The sequence below is a fragment of the Streptomyces sp. NPDC001594 genome (assembly GCF_042893675.1).
Lineage (GTDB): Bacteria > Actinomycetota > Actinomycetes > Streptomycetales > Streptomycetaceae > Streptomyces.
Window position 1 is genome coordinate 245,606 of the sequence record NZ_JBIAVB010000011.1, and the last position, 21,827, is coordinate 267,432.

The window sequence follows — 21,827 nt, forward strand, 5'->3', positions numbered from 1 at the left end:
CGCTTCGGCGGGCCGGGCGTGGGAGCTACCGCGGTGCTCGGGCCAGTTGGCGGGACTGGGCTACCAGGCGGTTCTCCGAGTCCCAGACCTCCGCGTCCTCCTCCAGGAAGCCGCCTGCGAGGTTGCGGGTGACGATGCCGATGCGGAGGGGGCCCGGGGCCGGGCGGTGGCGGATGTGGGTGGTGAGTTCGACCGTCGGGGCCCAGCCCAGGAGGCCGAGGTCGAAGGCGGTCGGGGGAAGGGCGTCCACCGCGAGGAGCAGGGACAGGGGGTCCGCGTCGCGGCCGTCGGCCAGCTCGAACCAGGCCCGCATCTCGCCCTTGCCCGAGGGGGCCCCGACGGCCCAGCCCGCCGTCGCCGGGTCCAGCCTCAGCCGGAGCCGGTCCACGATGGCGCTGCTGCCCGGGATCGGGGCCGGGCCGGCCTCGGGGCCGAGGCAGTCCTCGTAGGCGGGCATCACGGGCGGCCGGGCGACGGTGTGGACGCTGTCGGGGAGCGCCGCGAGGTCTCCGTACGAGGCGAGGACGCGGATGCGCTCGACCTCGGCGCCGTTCTCGTCGAACTGGAAGAGGGAGGCCTGGCCGGTGGAGAGGGTGCGGCCGACCCTGACGACCTCGGTGCGGATCACGGCGGGGCCGGGCACGGAGGAGGTCAGGTAGTGGGCCGAGACCGTGAAGGGGTCCGGGTGCGGCAGGGCCGCCGACAGGGCCCGGCCGACCAGGGCCAGCAGGTAGCCGCCGTTGACGGCGGTGATGATCGTCCAGCCGGCGGAGAGCTCCGCGTCGTACACCCCGGGCTCGCCCGCGCGGGGCGTGATGGTGGTGTCGCGGTCGAATTCGCTGTCGCCGATGGATGCCTTGGCCGCTGCATGTGACATGGAAACGAGGTTACCCGCGGAAGCTACTAAGCGGTAGCTTTTGTTTTGGGGGCGGGGGACCTAGGGTTCTTCGGCCACCGACGAGCGGCGGTTCCAGGCCAGCGGGGCCCGCCAGTGGTACTGCATCGCGAGGATGCGCAGCACGAAGGTGGTGACGATCGCGAGGGCGGTCGTCAGGGGGTTGAGCACCTCGAAGCTGATGAAAAGGGCGATCATCGAGGCGCCGACGACGGCGGGGACGGCGTACATCTCGCGGTCGCGGAGCAGGGAGGGGACCTCGTTGGCGAGGACGTCGCGCAGGACGCCGCCGCCGACGGCGGTGGCCACGCCCAGGGCGGCGGAGGAGGTCAGGCCGAGGCCGTACTCGTAGGCCTTGGTCGTGCCCGACACGCAGAACAGGCCTAGGCCGGCGGCGTCACAGACGTTGATGGCCCGGTTGATGCGCTGGACCTCGGGGTGGAGGAAGAAGACCAGCGCGGCGGCCAGCAGCGGCGTCACGAAGAAGCTGAGCTCGCTGAAGGCGGCGGGCGGGACGGCGCCGATGCACAGGTCGCGGAAGAGGCCGCCGCCGAGGGCGGTGACGAGGGCGAGTACGGCGATGCCGAACACGTCGAAGTTCTTGCGGACGGCCAGCAGGGCGCCGGCCAGGGCGAAGACGAAGATGCCCGCGAGGTCCAGCGCGTGCTGGACGCCGGGCGGGAAGAGATCGTGGAACACGTCGTCATTGTCGCCCGGCGGGCGGGGCGCGTCTGCCAGGGGCTCCGCCGGTGGGTGGGGCGGGGTGGGGTTCCGCTGCGCGGTGCCTCTCCCCGCCCCGCCCTTTCACCGTTCTCCCCCGGCTACCGCCGGGAGGTGCCCCCAGGGGCTCCGCCCCAGACCCCGCGCCTCACACGCCGGCGGGGCTGGATTCCGCTGCGGCCGGGGTGGCGTCCGTGTTCTCCGGGTGGTGGCAGGCCACCTGGTGGCCCGTCTTGAGGGCGACCAGCGGCGGGTCCTGGGTCTTGCAGATCTCCGTGGCCTTCCAGCAGCGGGTGTGGAAGCGGCAGCCGGGCGGCGGGGAGATCGGGGAGGGGACGTCGCCCTTGAGGAGGATGCGGCCGCTCTTGACCCCGCGGCGCCTCGGGTCCGGGACGGGGACCGCGGAGAGCAGGGCGTTGGTGTACGGGTGCATCGGGGACTCGTACAGGGACTTGCGGTCCGCCAGCTCCACGATCTTGCCGAGGTACATCACCGCGATGCGGTCGGAGACGTGCCGGATGACCGAGAGGTCGTGCGCGATGATGACGTACGTCAGCCCGAGCTCCTGCTGGAGGTCGTCCAGCAGGTTGACCACCTGGGCCTGGATCGACACGTCCAGCGCCGAGACCGGCTCGTCCGCGACGACGAGCTTCGGCTTGAGGGCCAGCGCGCGGGCGATGCCGATGCGCTGGCGCTGGCCGCCGGAGAACTCGTGCGGGTAGCGGTTGTAGTGCTCCGGGTTCAGGCCGACCAGGGACAGCAGGCGCTGGACCTCCGCCTTGACCCCGCCCTCCGGGGTGACCCCCTGGAGGTTGAAGGGGGCCGAGACGATCGCGCCGACGGTGTGGCGCGGGTTCAGGGAGCCGTAGGGGTCCTGGAAGATCATCTGCACGTCGCGGCGCAGCGGGCGCATCTGGGAGACGCCGAGGTGGGTGATGTCCCGGCCCTCGAACTCGATGCGTCCGGCGCTGGGCTCCAGGAGGCGGGTGATGAGGCGGCCCATCGTCGACTTGCCGCAGCCCGACTCGCCGACGACGCCGAGCGTCTCGCCGCGCCGGACCTCGAAGTCGATCCCGTCGACGGCCTTGACCGCCCCGGCCTGGCGGCGCAGCAGCCCCTTGTTGATGGGGAAGTGCTTGACCAGGCCGGACACCTTGAGGAGGGCTTCCGCTTCGGGGGCCTTCGGGGAGTCCTCGGCGGAGTCCTTCGTGGAGTCCTTGTTCATGTCGGTCACAGCTTCGGCGCAATCTCTTCGGTCCAGATCCGGGTCCGCTCCTCCTGCGACATGTGGCAGGCGGACCAGTGCCGGCTGCCGTCCTCGGTCAGCTCGGGGCGCTGGGTGCGGGTGATGCCGCCCTTGGGCACGTCGGCGTAGGGGCACCGGGGGTTGAAGGCGCAGCCGCTCGGGATGTTGATGAGGCTGGGCGGCGAGCCCTTGACCGGGATGAGCCGGTCGGTCTGGTCGCGGTCGATGCGCGGCATGGAGCCGAGGAGGCCCCAGGTGTAGGGGTGCCGGGGCTCGTAGAAGACCTTCTCGGCCGAGCCCCGCTCGACGCAGCGGCCGCCGTACATCACGAGGAGGTCGTCGGCCATCTCGGCGACCACGCCGAGGTCGTGCGTGATCATGATGACCGCGGAGCCGAACTCCTTCTGCAGGTCGCGGATCAGGTCGAGGATCTGCGCCTGGACGGTGACGTCGAGGGCGGTGGTCGGCTCGTCCGCGATGAGCAGCTCGGGGTTGTTGACCAGGGCCATGGCGATCATCGCGCGCTGGCGCATGCCGCCGGAGAACTCGTGCGGGTAGGCGTCCACGCGCCGGTGGGGCTCGGGGATGCCGACGCGGTCGAGCATCTCGACGGCGCGGGTGCGGGCCGTCTTCTTGTCGACGTCGTGGTGGGTGCGGTAGGCCTCGACGATCTGCTTGCCGACCGTGTAGTAGGGGTGCATGGCCGAGAGCGGGTCCTGGAAGACCATCGCCATCTTGCGGCCGCGCAGCCGGCGGACGTGGTCGGCGGAGGCGCCGACGAGCTCCTCGCCGTCGAGGAGGACCTCGCCGGAGATGTGCGGGCGGCTGCGGGCGTTTCCGGTGCGGTGCAGGCCCATGATGGCGAGCGAGGTGACGGACTTGCCGGAGCCGGACTCGCCCACGATGCCGAGGGTCTTGCCGCGTTCGAGGTCGAAGGAGAGGCCGTCGACGGACTTCACGAGGCCGTCGTCGGTCGGGAAGTGCACCTTCAGGTCGCGCACGGACAGGAAGGGGTTCCCGTCGGCCGGCCCTCCCTGCTCGGGCACGAAGGCGGGCGCGCCGTTGTTCTGGTTCTCGGTCACGTCAGCCTCACGCGCGGGTCGATGACGGCGTACAGCAGGTCCACGATCAGGTTGGCCAGGACCACGAAGAGGGCGGCGAGGAGGGTGACGCCCATGATCACGGGCAGGTCGCCGGCGCTGATGGCGGCGACGGCCGCCGTCCCCAGGCCCTGGAAGTTGAAGGTGGTCTCGGTGAGCACCGCACCGCCGAGGAGGCCGCCGAGGTCCAGGCCGAACATGGTGACGATCGGGGTGAGCGTGGAGCGCAGGGCGTGCTTGCGGATGACCACGCCCTCCTTGAGGCCCTTGGCCCGGGCGGTGCGGATGTAGTCCTCGCCGAGGACTTCGAGCATGGTGGCCCGCGTGATGCGGGCGTAGGTCGCGGCGAAGAGGAAGGCGAGGGTGACCCAGGGCAGGATCAGGCTGTTGAGCCAGGCCAGCGGATCCTCGGTCAGGGGTTTGTAGTTGGAGACCTTCAGCCAGCCGAGGCTGTAGACGAAGATCGCGGGGGCGACCATGCCGGTGAAGAAGATCGGCAGGGAGACGCCGGCGAGCGCGCCGACCATCACCGTGCGGTCGATGGCGGTCCTGCGTTTGAGGGCCGAGATGACGCCGGTGGCCACGCCCGCGATCACCCAGATGACCGCCGCGCCGAGGGCGAGCGAGAGGGTGACGGGGATGCGGTCCATCATGGTGTCCCAGACGGGCGCCTCGGTCTTGAAGGAGTAGCCGAAGCACGGGGCGGCGCAGTGGGTGACGCCCGTGCCGCCGTCGTAGTCGCGGCCGGCGAAGATTCCCTTGACGAAGAGCAGGTACTGCTCGGAGATCGGCTTGTCGAAGCCCATCTTCACGCGGATGCCCGCCAGGGCGGTCTCGTTGGTCTCGCGTCCGGCGTACATGAGCGCGGGATCGCTGCCGGTCAGCTTCGGGACCGCGAAGAAGATGCCGAAGGTGACCACGGAGACCACCAGCAGCGTGGCGGCGACGTTGAACAGCCGCCGTATGAGGTAGACGAGCACTGCAGTCGGCCGCCCGGCGCGGGTGGCCGCCGCCCCCTCGTGGGGGGTCGGCGGCCACCGCCTGCGGCCTTCACCTGCCCTTCGGACTAGCGCATGTGCGGTGAAGGCACTTGCCTTGGTGTTACGTGGTACGTGACGGTTCGGGCCGGGGCCCGGCCGGCGCTGTTACTGCTTGATGCCCACGGTGGCGAGGTCGATCTTGCCGAAGGACTCGTTGAAGTAGACGTTCGTCAGGCGCGGGTTGTGGTAGACGAGCGCCTTGTCGAAGTTGATCGGGAGGTAGAGCGCCTTCTCCATGACCTTCTGGTTGATCTGGGTGTAGAAGGGCGCGGCCTCTTCCGGAGTCTTGGTGGCGGCCGTCTTGAAGAGGCCGTTGATCTCCGGGTCGTTGATCATCGTGTAGTTGTTGTTGCCGTTCGGCAGGATGAACGAGCCGTCGACCAGCGGCTGGAGGAAGCCCGAGCCGGAGTTGTAGTCGGCGCCCCAGCCCATGACGATGATGCCGTAGTTCTTCTTCTTCACGTTCTCGGGCGAGCCGATCACGGAGGAGCTGAGCTTGCCGTCGAACTGGTCGATCGTGGCCTTGATGCCGACCTTGGCGAGCGAGGCCTGGAGCGACTCGGCGCTCTTCACCTCGGGCGCCTTGTTGTTGCGCACCGCGATGGTGGTCTCGAAGCCGTCCGGCTTGCCACAGGCCTTGAGGGCCTCCTTGGCCTTGGCCTCCTGCGGCTTGCCCTTCGTCAGACCGAACGGGTCGTAGGCCTTGTCCGAGCCGGGGACGCCGGGCGGCAGCATGTTCGCGCCGAGGTCACCGCTGGTCGGGCCGCCACGGGCGTTCTGGAGGGACTTCGGGTCGGCCGCGTAGATGACGGCCTTGCGGCACTCGATGTTGTCGAACGGCGCGACCGTGGTCGGGAAGGCGAAGTAGCGGATGTAGCCCGTGAACGGGTTGTCCGCGTTCTTCTTGAGGTTCGCGTCCTTGAGGATCTTGTTCTTGGCGGCCTGCTGGACACCGGTGCCGTCGATGGCGAGGTCGATGTCACCGGAGAGCAGGCGCTGGTCCATGTCGTCCGGGTTGGTGGTCACCGTGAAGGAGACCTTGTCCGGCAGACCCTTGCGGATCGTGTCCGTCTTCGGGTCCCAGTTCTCGTTGCGGACGAAGGTCGCGCCCTTGCCGGCGGTGAAGCTCTCCACCTTGTAAGGACCGGTGGAGATCGGCTTGTTGGTGTAGGTGGCGCCCGTGTCCTTGCCCACCGGGACCGGCGAGGAGGTCGGCATGGCCAGCAGGTAGCTGAAGTCGGCGTTGGCGCTCGCCAGGTTGAAGACGATCGTCTTGTCGTCCGGCGTCTGGACGGACTTCAGACCCATCTTGTCCGGGTCGGTGTCCTTGTACGGGCCGGGGTACTTCTGGCCCTGGTCGAGGATGTCGATCAGGTAGGTCGGGCCGCCGGACAGCACGTCCTGCGCGAAGACGCGCTCGATGCCGTACTTGACGTCCTTCGAGGTGATCGGCGTGCCGTCCTCGAACTTCACCCCGTCCTTGAGCTTCAGGGTGTACGTCTTGCCGTCGTTGGTCACGACCGGCAGGGCCTCGGCGAGGTCCGGGACCGCCTTGGTGCCGTCCTTGCCCGGCTTCGAGTCGTAGGCGAGCAGGCTGCGGACGTACAGGCGCTGGATGTCCCAGACGAAGCCGTAGTAGGCGCGGGCCGGGTCGAGGTAGTCGACGTCCTGCGGGGACCAGAGCTTGAGCTCGCCGCCCTTGGCGTCGGAGGCGTTGATGACGCCCTCGGCGGCACCGCTGTAGCCCTTGCCGCTCTCGGCGGCGTCCGCCTTGTCGTCCTTCTTGTCCCCGCCGCCACCGCACGCGGCGGTCATCGACAGGGCGGCGATCACGGCGGCGATCGCGAGAGCCTGCTTTCTGCGGATCACGGTTGTCCAACCTCCATAGGTGGTGAATCGAAGAAGCGGTTCAGCTGCCCTTGGGGTCGAGTGCGTCACGCAGCCCGTCCCCGAAGAGGTTGAACGCCAGGACGGTGATGAAGATCGTCATACCGGGGACCACCATGTACATGGGGTCGTCCTGGTAGATGGGGACGGCGTCGGAGAGCATCTTTCCCCAGGACGAGGTGGGGGGCTTGACGCCGGCGCCCAGGAAGCTGAGGGCCGCTTCCGTCAGGATGTTGGTCGGGATGATCAGCGTGGTGTAGACGAGGATCGGCGCGACCAGGTTCGGCATCAGCTCCTTGACGAGGATGTAGCCGCGGCCGGCGCCGAGGCTGCGCGCCGCCTCGACGTACTCGCGCTCCCGCAGGGAGATCGTCTGGCCGCGGACGATGCGTCCGATGTACGGCCAGCCGAAGAAGCCGATGACGAGGATGAGCACGCCCATCCGCACACCCGAACCCTCGAAGCCCCAGACGGAGTTGGGGACGACGGAGACCAGGGCGATGGTGAACAGCAGCTGCGGGAAGGCCAGCAGCAGGTCCATGAGGCGGCTGATGACGCCGTCGACCCAGCCGCCGATGAAGCCGGCGAGGGCGCCCAGGAAGCTGCCGAGGACCACCGAGACGAAGGCGGCCAGGAAGGCGACGATCAGGGAGATGCGCGCGCCGTAGACGATCCGGCTGAAGACGTCGCGGCCGTTGGTCGGCTCGACGCCCAGCAGGAAGTCGGAGCTGACGCCGCCGAAGGAGCCGAGCGGTGTGCCCAGATCGGGGTCGATCAGGTCCTCGTGGAACTCGTTGGGGTCGTGGCCCAGCAGGTTCGCGATCAGCGGCGCGAAGATCGCCACCAGGATCAGCAGGATCACGACCACACCGCCGGTGAGCGCGACCTTGTCGCGCTTGAGCCGCATCCAGGCGATGCGTCCGGGCGAGCGGCCTTCGATGGCCTTGGCAGGGACGTCGGCTACGGACACGGGTGCGGGCGTTTCCGCGCTCGTGTCGTGCAGTGGTGCCGTCATCGTGGTGGGGACCCCTCTCGGCCGACGGTGGTCGGCCCATGCCCGCCGCTGTGGCGGCGTTGGTGCGGAGTGGCGCTCGGAGTGCTCGGGACACGGTGGGACGCGGGCGTGCCGGGTCGGGAGGTGCGTGAGTACTGCGAGAACTGCGGGAAGTGCAGGGCGGTGCGCGAGGAAATGCGGGTACTGCGGACGTGCGGAGTGCGGGAAGTGCTGTGCGGAGCGACAAGCGGATGGCACGTGCCGAACCGGGTTCTGGAGGACTGACCGGCTCTTGGGTGGGGAGTCTTCATCGGGCGCTCGACCAGCCGCCAGACCCGCAGATGAAAGGATGCGCAACCGTGATCTGAGGCTTGAGTTCCCGTTATCCGGACTCGGCTCGCGGCTCAGCGGAGCAACACCGTCCGTTCGGTACGCAAACGGACATGGCACCCAACTCGGTGGAGGGGTGCGCCAATTGGGCGCCCATCAAGGGCGAAACCCGGACAAGGCGAAGGCCGCCGGGAGCAGTGCTTCCCGACGGCCCGATGTCCTTTCGGACGGCCCGTCTCACGGTGCGGGCATACCCTGAAATGTCCCTGTAACAAGCTCGGTGTTCGGCCCGGGGCGGCTCAGTAGGCGGCCGCCTGGCCCTCCCGGTCGTAGAACGGGCGGGTCTGCGCGCGCAGCCACATGGCCACCGGATCGTGCTCGTCCGCCAGCGCGACCGTGCAGACCGGAACGCCCTCGGGCACCGCGCCGACCGACTGGCGCATCATCTCCCGTACGGACTCCAGCGCGGGCGCGGAGGCGTCGTACAGGTCGAGGCCGACGGCGAGGTACGCCGACCCCAACGCGGGCTGCACCCAGGCGCGGCGCAGCGAGCGCACGGCGGGGGTGCGGTGGGCGTGCCGGGTGAGCAGCCCGTAGAACTGCGGGAGCTCCAGGGTGGGCTCGGAGAGCCGCAGGGGCCCGGCCGGCATCCGGTCCAGGCCGGTCGCGACCCGGCGCAGGTCGGCCCAGGGGATGCCGAGGCCGCCGCCCTGGGCGTGCGGGTTGACCCACAGGCCCCAGCGGTCGGGGTAGAGGGCGCGGGCGATGTCCCGGCCGGTGACCACCTCGTAGCCGCGGTTCCAGCCGCTGGCGGCCAGCTCCTGCGGGGAGGTCACGCAGGGCGCGTATCCCAGGCCCTCGACCTCCATGCCGCCGTACTGGGCGTCCGGTGAGCCCGGCTGCCCCTGCCAGAGCAGCATCCACAGCCGGCCCTCGGCGAGGGCGTGCAGGAATGACTCGTAGCCCTCATAGCGCCCGGGAGCCACCTGGCGCAGCATGTGCTCGACCTGCCCGGCCGCGGCCGTGCCTGACGCACTCACCCGGGTACCCCTCTTCGTCTTCGTCCGCCCGTCGTCTCCACGTCCCGAACAGCTTAAGCGGCGCTACGGGAGGTAGAAGGGGCGCACGCGCTCACGAATCCAGTCCGTGACCGGGTCCTCGGCGGCCTCCAGCAGGATCAACTGCACGGGCCACGGCGCCGGTACGCGGGCCAGGGCGCGGCCGAGCGCCTCCAGCGGGGCGGTCCGGGTGCCGGAGTCCCATCCCACCAGCTGGACACCGATGTAGAGCTCGGGGTCCCTGCCCTCGACGCTGGCGAGGCAGCGGTGCGCGGCGGTGACGACGCCGGTGGCCCGGAACTCCTCGGCGGCGGCGGAGAGGAAGTCGACGGGGTCGTCCTGCCAGTCGGGCTCGAAGAGCCGGACGCGGGCGCCGCTGGCGGGGCCGTCGAGCTCGGTGCGGCCGGCCCGGCAGAGCTGGGCGACGGCGGCGGGGGGCAGGGGGACGCCGACGGCGCCCTCGGGGTTCACGGCGATGCCGAGCTGCGGGGGCAGGCCGCGGGCGAACTCGACGGCGGGGGCTATGGCGAAGTCCATGGCGGGGCCGGCGGCGAAGCGGAACTGGGCCTCGGAGCTGTAGACGGGGACGTACGCCTCGCCGGCGATCAGCATGGTGGGGAGGTCGAGGGAGGTGCTGTCGGGGCCGCCGCCCTGGGGGAGCGGGATCCAGACCTGGCTGCGGCCGAGGGCCTCCAGGATCCGGGGGCCCGCGTCCGGCTGGCCGAGGGCCGTTCCGAGCACCTGCTCCAACTCGTTCGCCGGCCAGCCGTTCCCGTGCATGTGCCCCTGCTCTCCGTTTGGGTTTCCGTGGCGAATACGCCCCGAGGCTACCGGTGCCGTTGGTGCCGCTGCGCGGAGCCGTCTCCCCGCCCCGCCCTTCCACCGTTCTCCCCCGGCTACCGCCGGGAGGTGCCCCCAGGGGCTCCGCCCCAGACCCCGCGCCTAAAACGCCGGCGGGGCTGGAATTTCGCTGCGCGAAATGCAGCCCGCGCAGCGGCGCACCCGGGCCGGGTCAGGGGGTGAAGGTGATCTCCGTCAGGGTGGCGGCGGCCGGACGGTCCAGGAGGGTGGTGGAGGCGCAGCCTCGTGGGGAGTGGCCCGACTCGGCCGCCGACAGGAGGCGGGTCACCGCCGCGCGGTGGCGGGCGAAGGCGTACGCCGAGACCCCCCGGCCGCGGGCGGTCTGGCCCGCGAGGGCCTCCTCGGGGGTGGCGTCCAGCAGGAGCAGGTGCAGGCGACGGCCCCGGCGGCGCGCGGTCGCCGCCAGGAGGGCCCGGACCCAGGCCTGGCTGCCGCAGTCGTGGACGACCACAGACGCACCGGAGCGCAGCTCGCGCCAGAGCGTCCAGTAATGGGACACGCGGACCAGCGGACGGTACGCCCCGTACGGCAGCGCCTTCGGCATCCGGCCCTCCCAGCGCTCGCGGACGTCCTGGGAGTCGATGCCCCCGCCCGGCGCGGCCCGCTTGATCAGGGTGCTCTTCCCGCCGCCCGGCAGACCGGACACCACCACGATGTCCCCGGCGCGGAAGCCCAGCCGCCGGGGGCCGCGGGCCACCCGTCCGCGCAGGTCGCGGACCGTGCCGGCGGCGGGGGCGGTCCGGGACGCGAGGGGCCGCGCCCGGACCTCGTCCACCGTTCCCGTACTGGTCACCACTCCGAATCTCCGCACCGTGATCGTCTCCCCCCGAGTCGGACCGCGAGGGCCCTCTGCCCGTTGAATGTAAAGAGACGGTAATCCGGGTGGGTCGGTTCCGGGCCCGGCGTCCGAGACCTGGGACTCCGGGAGCGCGGTGGGCACGGGCGCCGCGTGCGTTGTGCCGGGCCCCACTGCCCGCTTCCGCCCGACCCGTGCAATGATGTGCGCCATCTGGACACCAACTGCATACCGGCCGCTTGAATCCGCGCGGGAGAGTCCCGGCTGGCCGCGAGGCCGTGCCCGGGCGCCGAAGGAGCAAGTACCTCCCTTGAATCTCTCAGGCCCCGTACCGCGTGGATGAGGCAGATCTGAAAAGCGAGCTGTCCGACCGCGACGGCTCCACCCAAGGTGCAAGTCGGCGTTCCCCGGTGGGAACTCCCGGCGAACCTCTCAGGTTCCGATGACAGATGGGGAGGATCGTCCTCGTCATGTCATGCCCTGGGACCCGGGAGCCACACCCATGAGCACTGCCCCCCGCCTGACCGCGCTCGACGCGCTGCACCGTTCGCTCGGTGCGACCATGACCGACTTCGCGGGCTGGGACATGCCGCTGCGCTACGCCAGTGAGCGCGACGAGCACAACGCCGTGCGCACCAAGGCCGGCCTCTTCGACCTCTCCCACATGGGCGAGATCACCCTGACCGGCCCGGAGGCCGTCAAGGCGCTGGACTACGCCCTCGTCGGCAACATCTCCACCGTCGGCGTCGGCCGCGCCCGCTACACGCACATCTGCCAGGAGGACGGCGGGATCCTCGACGACCTGATCGTCTACCGCCTCGGCGAGACCGAGTACATGGTCGTCGCCAACGCCTCCAACGCCCAGGTGGTGCTGGACGCGCTGACCGAGCGCGCCGCCGGCTTCGACACCGAGGTCCGCGACGACCGTGACGCGTACGCGCTGATCGCCGTCCAGGGCCCCGAGTCCCCCGGCATCCTCGCCTCGCTGACCGACGCCGACCTGGACGGTCTGAAGTACTACGCGGGCCTGCCGGGCACCGTCGCGGGCGTGCCCGCGCTGATCGCCCGCACCGGCTACACCGGCGAGGACGGCTTCGAGCTGTTCGTCTCCCCCGAGCACGCCGTGGAGCTGTGGCAGGCGCTGACCAAGGCGGGCGAGGGCGTCGGCCTGGTCCCGGCCGGCCTGTCCTGCCGCGACACCCTGCGCCTGGAGGCGGGCATGCCGCTGTACGGGCACGAGCTCACCACCTCCCTCACGCCCTTCGACGCCGGGCTGGGCCGGGTCGTGAAGTTCGAGAAGGAGGGCGACTTCGTCGGCCGCGCCGCCCTGGAGGCCGCCGCCGAGCGCGCCGCCACGCAGGCCCCGCGCAAGCTGGTCGGCCTGGTCGCCGAGGGCCGCCGCGTCCCGCGCGCCGGGTTCCCCGTGGTCGCCGGCGGCAAGGTGATCGGCGAGGTCACCTCCGGCGCCCCGTCCCCGACGCTGGGCAAGCCGATCGCGATGGCGTACGTCGACGCGGAGCACGCCGCGCCCGGCACCTCCGGGGTCGGCGTGGACATTCGCGGTACGCATGAGCCGTACGAGGTCGTCGCCCTGCCGTTCTACAAGCGGCAGAAGTGACCCCCGGGGTCCCCGGGACCCCGCGCCGGCGGCCCGCCGCAGGCATGCAAGACCACCGTTCGTATCCACCTCCCCGCATCCAGGAGAATCAGGTCATGAGCAACCCCCAGCAGCTGCGTTACACCAAGGAGCACGAGTGGCTGTCGGACGCCGTCGAGGGCGTCGCGACCGTCGGTATCACGGCCTTCGCCGCCGACGCACTCGGTGACGTCGTCTACGCCCAGCTCCCCGAGGTCGGCGACACCGTCACCGAGGGCGAGACCTGTGGCGAGCTGGAGTCGACCAAGTCGGTCAGCGACCTGTACTCCCCCGTCTCCGGTGAGATCGTCGAGGCCAACCAGGACGTCGTCGACGACCCGTCTCTGGTGAACTCCGCCCCGTTCGAGGGTGGCTGGCTGTTCAAGGTGAAGCTCTCGGAGGAGCCCAAGGACGCGCTCTCCTTCGACGAGTACACCGCCCTCACCGCCGGTAACTGACACCCCAGGGGATCCTGATGTCCGTTCTGAACACCCCGCTCCACGAGCTCGACCCCGACGTCGCCGCCGCCGTCGACGCCGAGCTCGTACGCCAGCAGTCGACCCTGGAAATGATCGCGTCGGAGAACTTCGCTCCGGTCGCCGTCATGGAGGCCCAGGGCTCGGTCCTGACCAACAAGTACGCCGAGGGCTACCCGGGCCGCCGCTACTACGGCGGCTGCGAGCACGTCGACGTGGTCGAGCAGATCGCGATCGACCGCATCAAGGCGCTGTTCGGCGCCGAGGCCGCGAACGTCCAGCCGCACTCCGGTGCGCAGGCCAACGCCGCCGCGATGTTCGCGCTGCTGAAGCCGGGCGACACGATCATGGGCCTGAACCTGGCCCACGGCGGTCACCTGACCCACGGCATGAAGATCAACTTCTCCGGCAAGCTCTACAACGTGGTCCCGTACCACGTCGACGAGTCCGGCCAGGTCGACATGGCCGAGGTCGAGCGCCTCGCCAAGGAGTCCAAGCCGCAGCTGATCGTCGCCGGCTGGTCCGCCTACCCGCGCCAGCTGGACTTCGCCGCCTTCCGCCGGATCGCGGACGAGGTCGGCGCGTACCTGATGGTCGACATGGCCCACTTCGCGGGCCTGGTCGCCGCGGGCCTGCACCCGAACCCGGTGCCGCACGCCCACGTCGTCACCACCACCACGCACAAGACCCTCGGCGGTCCGCGCGGCGGTGTCATCCTGTCGACGCAGGAGCTGGCCAAGAAGATCAACTCCGCGGTCTTCCCGGGCCAGCAGGGCGGTCCGCTGGAGCACGTGATCGCGGCCAAGGCCGTCTCCTTCAAGGTCGCGGCCTCGCCCGAGTTCAAGGAGCGCCAGGAGCGCACCCTGGAGGGCGCGAAGATCATCGCCGAGCGCCTGGTCCAGCCGGACGTCACCGAGGTGGGCGTGTCCGTCCTCTCCGGCGGCACCGACGTGCACCTGGTCCTGGTCGACCTGCGCAACTCCGACCTGGACGGCCAGCAGGCCGAGGACCGGCTCCACGAGATCGGCATCACGGTCAACCGGAACGCGATCCCGAACGACCCGCGCCCGCCGATGGTCACCTCGGGCCTGCGCATCGGCACGCCGGCGCTGGCCACCCGCGGCTTCGGCGCCGAGGACTTCCGCGAGGTAGCCGAGATCATCGCGCAGGCCCTGAAGCCGGCGTTCGACGCGGACGACCTCAAGGCGCGCGTCTCCGCGCTCGCCGCGAAGTTCCCGCTCTACCCGTCGCTGTAGTCACGGGCCAGGAGGGGCCCGGCCTTGTTCCGCACAGGGCCGGGCCCCTTCCTGTCTTCTTCCCCGGCCCCCTCCCCCGCCGGACACCGGAACGCGAGCCGGCTCACGTCCGCCGGACCCCTCCGCGAGCAGAAACGTTCATCTCCACGCGTTACGCTCGTCTGCCGGACAAAATCCGCAGATCCCCCGCGCACCACCCCGCTCCACCACACCCCTGCCCTCTCTCCACCCCACGAGCCGACAAGGGAGTCCGCCAGTGGCCATCTCCGTCTTCGATCTCTTCTCCATCGGTATCGGCCCCTCCTCCTCCCACACGGTCGGCCCGATGCGCGCGGCGCGCATGTTCGTGTCCCGCCTGAAGAAGGACGGTGTCCTCGCCCAGACCGCGTCCGTCCGCGCGGAGCTCTTCGGCTCCCTCGGCGCCACCGGCCACGGCCACGGCACCCCCAAGGCGGTCCTGCTGGGCCTGGAGGGCCACTCCCCGCGCACGGTGGACGTGGAGACCGCCGACGACGAGGTGGAGCGCATCCGCCGGACCGGGAAGCTGCGGCTGCTCGGGACCGAGATAGGGAACGTCCACGAGATCGACTTCGACGAGCCCAGCCAGCTGATCCTGCACCGCCGCCGCTCGCTGCCCTACCACGCGAACGGCATGACCCTCTTCGCCTACGACGCCTCCGGCGCCCCGCTGCTGGAGAAGACCTACTACTCGGTCGGCGGCGGCTTCGTCGTCGACGAGGACGCGGTCGGCCAGGACCGGATCAAGCTCGACGACACCGTGCTGAAGTACCCCTTCCGCTCCGGTGACGAGATGCTGCGCCTGGCGAACGAGACCGGCCTGTCGATCTCCTCCCTGATGATGGAGAACGAGAAGGCCTGGCGCACCGAGGACGAGATCCGCGAGGGCCTCCTGGAGATCTGGCGGGTCATGCAGTCCTGCGTCTCGCGCGGCATGTCCCGCGAGGGCATCCTGCCGGGCGGGCTGCGCGTCAAGCGCCGGGCCGCCTCCACGGCGCGCCAGCTGCGCACCGAGGGCGACCCGCTGCTGCACCGCAGCGAGTGGACGACGATCTACGCGATGGCCGTGAACGAGGAGAACGCGGCGGGCGGCCGGGTCGTCACCGCGCCCACCAACGGCGCCGCGGGCGTCCTGCCGGCCGTCCTGCACTACTACGTGAACTTCGTCCCGGGCGCGGACGAGGACGGCGTGGTGCGCTTCCTGCTGGCCGCGGGCGCGATCGGCATGCTGTTCAAGGAGAACGCCTCGATCTCGGGCGCCGAGGTCGGCTGCCAGGGCGAGGTCGGCTCGGCCTGCTCGATGGCGGCGGGCGCCCTGGCCGAGGTGCTGGGCGGCTCCCCGGAGCAGGTGGAGAACGCCGCCGAGATCGGCATGGAGCACAACCTGGGCCTGACCTGCGACCCGGTCGGCGGTCTGGTGCAGATCCCGTGCATCGAGCGCAACGGCATGGCGGCGGTCAAGGCCGTCACGGCGGCCCGGATGGCGATGCGCGGCGACGGCAGCCACAAGGTCTCCCTGGACAAGGTCATCAAGACCATGAAGGAGACGGGCGCCGACATGAAGGTCAAGTACAAGGAGACCGCCCGCGGCGGTCTCGCGGTCAACGTCATCGAGTGCTGACCCGTCGACGCGGCGTGACGAGGTGAGGAGGGGCCCGGCGCGGGTGCGCCGGGCCCCTCCGCGCGTCCGGGGAAGAGGGGTCCCCCGGCCCGCCCGGGTCGGGACCTTCGGCCCCCCGGCGGAAGGCGCCCGGTGCACTAGCGTGCTGCGGGGGGCGCTGTTACCCCGCGAAGAGAGGCAGCCGCCATGGCCATCACCGAACACCGTGTCCTGCCGCTGCGGCTGGAGGCCGCACCGCTGCCGGTCCCCCTGGAGGGCGTCTTCGTCTACCGCACGGACCGGCCGTACGAGGTCGCCGTGGAGTTCCGGGGCGCCGGGGTCCGGATCGCCCGCTGGGTGTTCTCGCGGGAGCTGCTGATCGACGGGCAGACCTGCGCCACGGGGGAGGGCGACATACAGGTGTGGCCGCGCTGGACGGGCACCGAGCCCCGCGTGCTGCTGGCCCTGAGCAACGGCGAGCGGGGCTGCGTGGTCTCCGCGCGGGCCAAGGACCTGCGCGGGCTGTGCCGGCGGATGACCGAGCTGGTCCCGCGCGGGCAGGAGCACCGCCACTACGACCTGGACGCCGAGCTGAGCGCCCTGCTGACCTTCTGAGGCGGGCGGGCGTCCGGTGCAACCACGGGGCCCCGGGGAATGTCATACCGGATGACAGTCACTCCCCGTCTCAGAGGATCGGGGGACGCCATGCGTCACCTCCCGCACCGCCGCCGGATCGTGGCCCTGGCCACGGGTGCCCTGCTGACCGCAGGGCTCGCGCTCGCCGCACCGGCCTCGGCGGCCGCCCCGGCCGCCGTCCGCTCCACGACCCCGCTCGTCGTCAACGCCCGCTGGGGCGGTCACTGCACGTACGACCGGATCGTGATCGACCTCCAGGGCTCCGTGCCCCCGTTCACCGTCACTCCCGTCTCCCAGCTGGTCTACGACGGGTCCGGCAAGCCGGTCCCGCTGCCCGGGAAGTACTTCCTGGAGATCCGCCTGCACCCGGCCGCCGGCCACGACGAGGCGGGCAACAACGTCTACCAGGGCCCCAAGCTCCAGCAGATCAACCTGAGCAAGCTCAAGGGCATCGCCCTGACCGGCGACTTCGAGGGGTACGTGACCTTCGGCGCCGCCTTCGACACCCAGCCCGTCTACAGCACCTCCGTCCTGCACGCGCCCGAGCGGCTCGTGGTGGACGTCGCGCACCCGAACACCTGCTGAGGACCCCGCCTAGCGGTGTTCCGGGTTCGGGAAGTCGAAACGGCAGCCGGCGTCCCACTCGGAGCGCTGGTTGCCGTGGGCGGGGACGCCCCCGGCGCGCTTGAGGAGCGCCGCGAGGTGCATCAGGTTCCAGGACATGAACGTGGTGTTGCGGTTGGTGAAGTCGTTCTCGGGACCGCCGGAGCCCGGGTCCAGGTACGAGGGACCGGGCCCGGCCTCCCCGATCCAGCCCGCGTCCGCCTGGGGCGGGATCGCGTAGCCCAGGTGCTGGAGGCTGTAGAGGACGTTCATGGCGCAGTGTTTGACGCCGTCCTCGTTGCCGGTGATCAGCGCACCGCCGACGCGCCCGTAGTAGGCGTACTGGCCGTGCTCGTTCAGCAGCGAGGAGCAGGCGTAGAGCCGCTCGATGACCTTCTTCATCACCGAGCTGTTGTCGCCGAGCCAGATGGGGCCGCAGAGGACCAGGATGTCGGCGTCCATGATCTGGCTGTAGAGCACCGGCCACTGGTCGCTCTCCCAGCCGTGGTCGGTCATGTCCGGCCAGACGCCGGTGGCGATGTCGTGGTCGACGGCGCGGATCAGCGAGGTCCGGGCGCCGGCCGATTCCATGACGGCCCGGCTCCGCGAGATCAGCCCCTCGGTGTTGCTGGTCTCGGGCGAGCGTTTGAGGGTGCAGTTGACGTAGACGGCGGACAGGTCGAAGTAGTCGTAGGCGGCCACGCCCCCACCCTGCGGGCCGGCCGCCGGCCCCGCCAGCGCTCGGGGCCCGTCCGGGGGGCGAATCGGAATCCGGTCATCCGATCGGCCGGATCGGTCCGGGTTGATACCGGTCCGTGCGGGCGACTAGGGTCAGCTGGCCTTGGTGTTCGGGAAACCGGTGGAAAACCGGTGCGGCCCTCGCCACTGTGATCGGGAAGTCCAGCTCCACCCCTCGCGGGAGCCACTGGGACCGTGCGGGAGACCGTGCGGACCCGGGAAGGCGGAGCCGGGGCGGCAGTACCCGTCAGCCAGGAGACCGGCCGGGGCGCGTACGTCCATCCACGAGGTGCTGGAGAGGTCTCCCAACTCATGCACATAGCCGAGGGGTTCCTGCCCCCGCTGCACGCGGCCGCCTGGGGCGCCGCGTCCGCCCCGTTCGTCGTCCACGGGGTCCGCGCCCTGACCCGCGAGGTGAAGTCCCACCCCGAGAGCACGCTGCTCCTCGGCGCGTCCGGTGCGTTCACGTTCGTCCTGTCCGCCCTGAAGATCCCCTCGGTGACGGGCAGTTGCTCGCACCCCACCGGGACCGGGCTCGGCGCCATCCTCTTCCGGCCGCCCATCATGGCGGTGCTCGGCACGATCACCCTGCTGTTCCAGGCCCTGCTGCTGGCGCACGGCGGGCTCACCACCCTGGGCGCCAACGTCTTCTCGATGGCCATCGCCGGCCCCTGGGCCGGCTACGCGGTCTACAAGCTGCTGCGCGGGTCCGGCGCCCCGCTGATGGTCACCGTCTTCTTCGGCGCCTTCTTCGCCGACCTGGTCACCTACTGCGTGACCTCGGTCCAGCTGGCCCTCGCCTTCCCGGACCCGGCCAGCGGCTTCCCGGGCTCCCTGGAGAAGTTCGCCGGCATCTTCGCCGTCACGCAGATCCCGCTCGCCGTCAGCGAGGGGCTGCTGACCGTGCTGGTGATGCGGCTGCTGATGCAGTCCAGCAAGTCCGACCTGGTCCGGCTCGGGGTCGCCAAGCTGACCGGTGCGCGGCGGACCGAGGGGGCGTCGGCCCGATGAGCAGGAACGGCAAGATCAACACCCTGCTGCTGCTCCTGGTGGCGGCGCTGGCCGTGCTCCCGCTCGCGCTGGGGCTCGGCGAGGGCAAGGAGGAGCCCTTCGCGGGCGCCGACGCCCAGGCGGAGTCGGCCATCACCGAGCTGAAGCCGGACTACAAGCCCTGGTTCTCCCCGCTGTACGAGCCCCCCTCGGGCGAGGTGGAGTCGGCGCTGTTCGCCCTCCAGGCGGCGCTGGGCGCGGGCGTGCTCGCGTACTACTTCGGGGTCCGCCGGGGCCGCCGGCAGGGCGCGGCGCAGGCCCTCGCCGAGGCGGCGGCCGGAGCCGGGGGGCAGGCCCCCGCCGAGCCCGCGCGGGAGCCGTAGCCGGTGCTGCCCATCGACGTGGCGGCGCACTCCAGCCGCTGGCGGGGCCGCCATCCGCTGGAGAAGGCCCTGCTCGGGTTCGGGCTGACCGTCACCGCCGTGTCCCTGCCCCCGTGGCCCGGCGGTCCGCTGGTGGCCGCCGCGACCCTGGCGGTGCTGCTGGGGCCCGCCGGGGTGTCCGGGCGGCAGCTGTGGCGGGCCTTCCGGGTCCCGCTCGGGTTCTGCGTCACGGGCGCGCTGCCGCTGCTGGTGTCGGTGGGCGGCCCGGACGGGTTCCTCGCGCCGGCCCCGGACGGACCCCGGCACGCCCTGGACCTGCTGCTGCGCACCTCGGCCGCCTCGCTGGGGGTGCTGCTGTTCGCCTTCACCACGCCCGTCTCGGACGTGCTGCCCCGGCTGGTCCGGGCCGGGGTGCCGGCGCCGGTGGTGGACGTGGCCCTGGTCATGTACCGGATCGGCTTCCTGCTGCTGGACTCCCTCGCGCAGGTCCGGCGGGCCCAGGCGGCCCGGCTCGGGCAGGCCGGGCGGGCCGCCGCGTGGCGTTCGGTGGCCGGGCTCGCGGCGACCTCGTTCGTCCGGGCCTTCGACCGCGCCGCCCGGCTCCAGGAGGGGCTCGCGGGGCGCGGCTACGACGGCGCGCTGCGGGTGCTGGTCCCGCCGGCGCGGCTGTCGCGGCGGTTCCTGGCGGCCGCCGCCGCCCTCCTGGCCGCCCTGGTCGCGGGGACCCTCGTACTGAAGGAGCTGGGATTGTGACCCCGTTGGTGGAACTGGTCGGCGCGGGGTACGCGTACGAGGACGGGCCGGCCGTGCTGTCGGGCGTGGACTTCGCGATCGCCGAGGGGCGGGCGCTGGTGCTGCTGGGCCGCAACGGGAGCGGCAAGACCACGCTGATGCGGCTGCTGAGCGGGGGCCTGCGGCCCGCGTCGGGGGCGCTGCGGCTGGCGGGTACGGAGGTGGCGTACGACCGGCGGGGGCTGACGCGGCTGCGCACCACCGTCCAGCTGGTGGTGCAGGACCCCGACGACCAGTTGTTCGCGGCCTCCGTGGAGCAGGACGTGTCCTTCGGCCCGATGAACCTGGGGCTGGCGGAGGCGGAGGTCCGCGAACGGGTGGACTCCGCGCTGGCCGCGCTGGACATCACCGCGCTGCGCGACCGGCCGACGCACCTGCTGTCGTACGGGCAGCGCAAGCGGGCCGCCATCGCGGGCGCGGTGGCGATGGCTCCGCGGGTGCTGATCCTGGACGAGCCGACGGCCGGGCTCGACCCGGACGGGCAGGAGCGGCTGCTGGATGTCCTGGCGGGGCTTCGGGCGGCGGGGACCACGGTGGTGATGGCCACCCACGATGTGGACCTGGCGGTCCGGTGGGCGGACGATGCGGCGGTGCTCACGCCGTCGGGGATACGGGTGGGGGCCGCGGGGGTTCTGCTGTCGGATCCGGAGTTGTTGGCCTCGGCCGGGTTGCGTCAGGCGTGGTCGCCTGCGGTGACGGCGTTCCTGCGGGCCCACGGGTTCCTGGGCGCGGACGCCCCGGGGCCGCGCGTGCCGGAGGCGCTGGGCGCGCTGGGCTGAGCGGGGTCGGGGGCCGGGCGGGGTCGGCCCTGCGGGGCGGTGTCCGGTGTGCCCACCCTCCCCCAAGCTCTCGGCTCCGCTCGAGCAGGGGGGTCCCCCATCGCCCTGCGGGACGATTGCCCACACCTTGGCGGGCGGCCCACACCTAAGATGCGTGCATGTCGTTGCCGCATGCCATTCTCACCGCCTTGTTGGAGAAGCCTTCTTCCGGGCTGGAGCTGACGCGGCGGTTCGACAAGTCGATCGGGTACTTCTGGTCCGCGACGCACCAGCAGATCTACCGGGAGCTGGGGCGGCTGGAGGAGGCCGGGCTGATTCGGGCGCTGCCCAGCGAGGCGCCCGTGCGGGGGCAGAAGAAAGAGTACGAGGTGCTGCCCGACGGCAGCGCGGAGCTGGCCCGGTGGGTGGACGAGCGGCAGGACCCCAAGCCGATGCGGGACGCGCTGCTGCTGCGGATCCGGGCGGCGGCCGTGGTGGGGCCGCAGGGGCTCGCGGCGGAGCTGCGGCGGCACCTGGAGCTGCACCGGGCCCAGCTGGCGGAGTACGAGGCCATCGAGGCGAAGGACTTCCCGGCGGGGCGCAACGCCGACCCGGACCGGCTGCGCCGGCTCGTGCTGCACGGGGGGATCGCCCTGGAGGGCTTCTGGCTCGGCTGGCTGGAGGAGGCGCTGGCCGAGGTCGAGGACATGACGGGTCCGAGCGGGGCCTGACGCGCCCCCGTCCCGGCGTGCGGGACGGAGGCGGGCGCGGCGCCCGTTCGGCCGGGCCTTACTTGTTCAGGTCGGCCCAGAACTCGTCGAAGCTCAGCAGCTTGTCGCCGTTGAGGTCCTTCGCCGCGATGATCGCGTCGGCGACCGCCGGGCTGACGAACGCGTCCCCCATCGCCCGCATGGCCGCGCTGTACTCGTCGGCCGTGATGACGCCGTCGCCGTTCGCGTCGAACCGGTCGAACGTCTCGCGTGCCTTGTCGATGTCCGCCACTGGGCCACCCCT

Annotated in this window: 23 protein-coding genes and 2 riboswitches; of the genes, 11 read left to right on the forward strand and 12 right to left on the reverse strand. The window is 71.4% G+C overall.

Annotation, left to right across the window (positions count from 1 at the left end; genetic code table 11):
* Nucleotides 1–25: 25 nt before the first annotated feature.
* From ACFY0O_RS23030 to ACFY0O_RS23075, 10 genes are all read right to left on the reverse strand, one after another.
* On the reverse strand, nucleotides 26–877 hold the full coding sequence (locus ACFY0O_RS23030) for a thioesterase family protein (RefSeq protein ID WP_388949316.1): 852 nt from the start codon (nucleotides 875–877) through the stop codon (nucleotides 26–28).
* Between the two features lie 60 nt (nucleotides 878–937).
* Nucleotides 938–1,594, reverse strand: a complete 657-nt coding sequence (locus ACFY0O_RS23035) for a trimeric intracellular cation channel family protein (protein ID WP_388949318.1) — start codon at nucleotides 1,592–1,594, stop codon at nucleotides 938–940.
* Nucleotides 1,595–1,763: 169 nt separating this feature from the next.
* Nucleotides 1,764–2,840: an ABC transporter ATP-binding protein gene (locus ACFY0O_RS23040; protein ID WP_388949472.1), complete on the reverse strand. Its 1,077-nt coding sequence runs from the start codon at nucleotides 2,838–2,840 to the stop codon at nucleotides 1,764–1,766.
* A gap of 5 nt (nucleotides 2,841–2,845) precedes the next feature.
* Entirely contained in the window at nucleotides 2,846–3,943 is a 1,098-nt protein-coding gene (locus tag ACFY0O_RS23045) for an ABC transporter ATP-binding protein (protein ID WP_388949320.1), read from the reverse strand.
* A complete protein-coding gene (locus ACFY0O_RS23050; protein ID WP_358892283.1) occupies nucleotides 3,940–4,941 on the reverse strand; it encodes an ABC transporter permease in 1,002 nt (333 codons plus the stop codon). Before ACFY0O_RS23050 ends, ACFY0O_RS23045 begins: the two co-directional genes overlap by 4 nt.
* A 165-nt stretch (nucleotides 4,942–5,106) precedes the next feature.
* Complete coding sequence (locus tag ACFY0O_RS23055) at nucleotides 5,107–6,816, reverse strand: ABC transporter substrate-binding protein (RefSeq protein WP_388949475.1); 1,710 nt, start codon at nucleotides 6,814–6,816, stop codon at nucleotides 5,107–5,109.
* Nucleotides 6,817–6,910: 94 nt separating this feature from the next.
* Nucleotides 6,911–7,903 (reverse strand): ABC transporter permease, encoded by a 993-nt coding sequence (locus tag ACFY0O_RS23060; protein ID WP_388949324.1) that lies wholly within the window; start codon nucleotides 7,901–7,903, stop codon nucleotides 6,911–6,913.
* A 608-nt stretch (nucleotides 7,904–8,511) separates the two neighbouring features.
* Nucleotides 8,512–9,252, reverse strand: a complete 741-nt coding sequence (locus ACFY0O_RS23065) for an enhanced serine sensitivity protein SseB C-terminal domain-containing protein (protein WP_388949326.1) — start codon at nucleotides 9,250–9,252, stop codon at nucleotides 8,512–8,514.
* Nucleotides 9,253–9,315: 63 nt separating this feature from the next.
* Entirely contained in the window at nucleotides 9,316–10,050 is a 735-nt protein-coding gene (locus tag ACFY0O_RS23070) for an enhanced serine sensitivity protein SseB (RefSeq protein ID WP_388949327.1), read from the reverse strand.
* Between the two features lie 232 nt (nucleotides 10,051–10,282).
* On the reverse strand, nucleotides 10,283–10,924 hold the full coding sequence (locus ACFY0O_RS23075) for an AAA family ATPase (RefSeq protein WP_388949329.1): 642 nt from the start codon (nucleotides 10,922–10,924) through the stop codon (nucleotides 10,283–10,285).
* 243 nt (nucleotides 10,925–11,167) lie between these two features.
* A riboswitch (glycine riboswitch) is annotated at nucleotides 11,168–11,271 on the forward strand.
* Nucleotides 11,272–11,429: 158 nt separating this feature from the next.
* Here ACFY0O_RS23075 and gcvT point away from each other — a divergent pair.
* The 6 genes from gcvT to ACFY0O_RS23105 all read left to right on the forward strand — a co-directional run bounded on the left by gcvT (nucleotide 11,430) and on the right by ACFY0O_RS23105 (nucleotide 17,134).
* A complete protein-coding gene (gene gcvT / locus ACFY0O_RS23080; RefSeq protein ID WP_358892287.1) occupies nucleotides 11,430–12,545 on the forward strand; it encodes a glycine cleavage system aminomethyltransferase GcvT in 1,116 nt (371 codons plus the stop codon).
* 95 nt (nucleotides 12,546–12,640) lie between these two features.
* Complete coding sequence (gcvH, locus tag ACFY0O_RS23085) at nucleotides 12,641–13,021, forward strand: glycine cleavage system protein GcvH (protein ID WP_388949331.1); 381 nt, start codon at nucleotides 12,641–12,643, stop codon at nucleotides 13,019–13,021.
* 17 nt (nucleotides 13,022–13,038) lie between these two features.
* A complete protein-coding gene (glyA, locus tag ACFY0O_RS23090) occupies nucleotides 13,039–14,295 on the forward strand; it encodes a serine hydroxymethyltransferase (protein WP_388949333.1) in 1,257 nt (418 codons plus the stop codon).
* Nucleotides 14,296–14,551: 256 nt separating this feature from the next.
* Entirely contained in the window at nucleotides 14,552–15,934 is a 1,383-nt protein-coding gene (locus ACFY0O_RS23095; RefSeq protein ID WP_388949335.1) for an L-serine ammonia-lyase, read from the forward strand.
* A gap of 186 nt (nucleotides 15,935–16,120) precedes the next feature.
* On the forward strand, nucleotides 16,121–16,528 hold the full coding sequence (locus tag ACFY0O_RS23100) for an SsgA family sporulation/cell division regulator (protein WP_358892290.1): 408 nt from the start codon (nucleotides 16,121–16,123) through the stop codon (nucleotides 16,526–16,528).
* Between the two features lie 90 nt (nucleotides 16,529–16,618).
* Nucleotides 16,619–17,134, forward strand: coding sequence for a hypothetical protein (locus ACFY0O_RS23105; RefSeq protein WP_388949338.1), 516 nt, complete (start codon nucleotides 16,619–16,621; stop codon nucleotides 17,132–17,134).
* Between the two features lie 9 nt (nucleotides 17,135–17,143).
* Here the strand turns inward: ACFY0O_RS23105 and ACFY0O_RS23110 are convergent, their stop codons facing one another.
* Nucleotides 17,144–17,854, reverse strand: coding sequence for a flavodoxin family protein (locus ACFY0O_RS23110; RefSeq protein ID WP_388949340.1), 711 nt, complete (start codon nucleotides 17,852–17,854; stop codon nucleotides 17,144–17,146).
* Between the two features lie 123 nt (nucleotides 17,855–17,977).
* Nucleotides 17,978–18,173, forward strand: a riboswitch (cobalamin riboswitch).
* Nucleotides 18,174–18,202: 29 nt separating this feature from the next.
* Here ACFY0O_RS23110 and ACFY0O_RS23115 point away from each other — a divergent pair.
* From ACFY0O_RS23115 to ACFY0O_RS23135, 5 genes are all read left to right on the forward strand, one after another.
* Nucleotides 18,203–18,901 carry an energy-coupling factor ABC transporter permease gene (locus ACFY0O_RS23115; protein ID WP_388949342.1) on the forward strand — a complete coding sequence of 233 codons (699 nt, stop codon included), beginning with the start codon at nucleotides 18,203–18,205 and terminating at the stop codon, nucleotides 18,899–18,901.
* Nucleotides 18,898–19,263 (forward strand): energy-coupling factor ABC transporter substrate-binding protein, encoded by a 366-nt coding sequence (locus ACFY0O_RS23120; RefSeq protein WP_388949345.1) that lies wholly within the window; start codon nucleotides 18,898–18,900, stop codon nucleotides 19,261–19,263. Before ACFY0O_RS23115 ends, ACFY0O_RS23120 begins: the two co-directional genes overlap by 4 nt.
* A 3-nt stretch (nucleotides 19,264–19,266) precedes the next feature.
* Nucleotides 19,267–20,016, forward strand: coding sequence for a cobalt ECF transporter T component CbiQ (cbiQ, locus tag ACFY0O_RS23125; protein WP_388949348.1), 750 nt, complete (start codon nucleotides 19,267–19,269; stop codon nucleotides 20,014–20,016).
* Nucleotides 20,013–20,834 carry an ATP-binding cassette domain-containing protein gene (locus ACFY0O_RS23130; RefSeq protein ID WP_388949350.1) on the forward strand — a complete coding sequence of 274 codons (822 nt, stop codon included), beginning with the start codon at nucleotides 20,013–20,015 and terminating at the stop codon, nucleotides 20,832–20,834. Before cbiQ ends, ACFY0O_RS23130 begins: the two co-directional genes overlap by 4 nt.
* Before the next feature lie 158 nt (nucleotides 20,835–20,992).
* Nucleotides 20,993–21,544, forward strand: coding sequence for a PadR family transcriptional regulator (locus ACFY0O_RS23135; protein WP_388949352.1), 552 nt, complete (start codon nucleotides 20,993–20,995; stop codon nucleotides 21,542–21,544).
* Nucleotides 21,545–21,602: 58 nt separating this feature from the next.
* Here the strand turns inward: ACFY0O_RS23135 and ACFY0O_RS23140 are convergent, their stop codons facing one another.
* Complete coding sequence (locus tag ACFY0O_RS23140) at nucleotides 21,603–21,815, reverse strand: EF-hand domain-containing protein (RefSeq protein WP_388949355.1); 213 nt, start codon at nucleotides 21,813–21,815, stop codon at nucleotides 21,603–21,605.
* Nucleotides 21,816–21,827 lie beyond the last annotated feature (12 nt).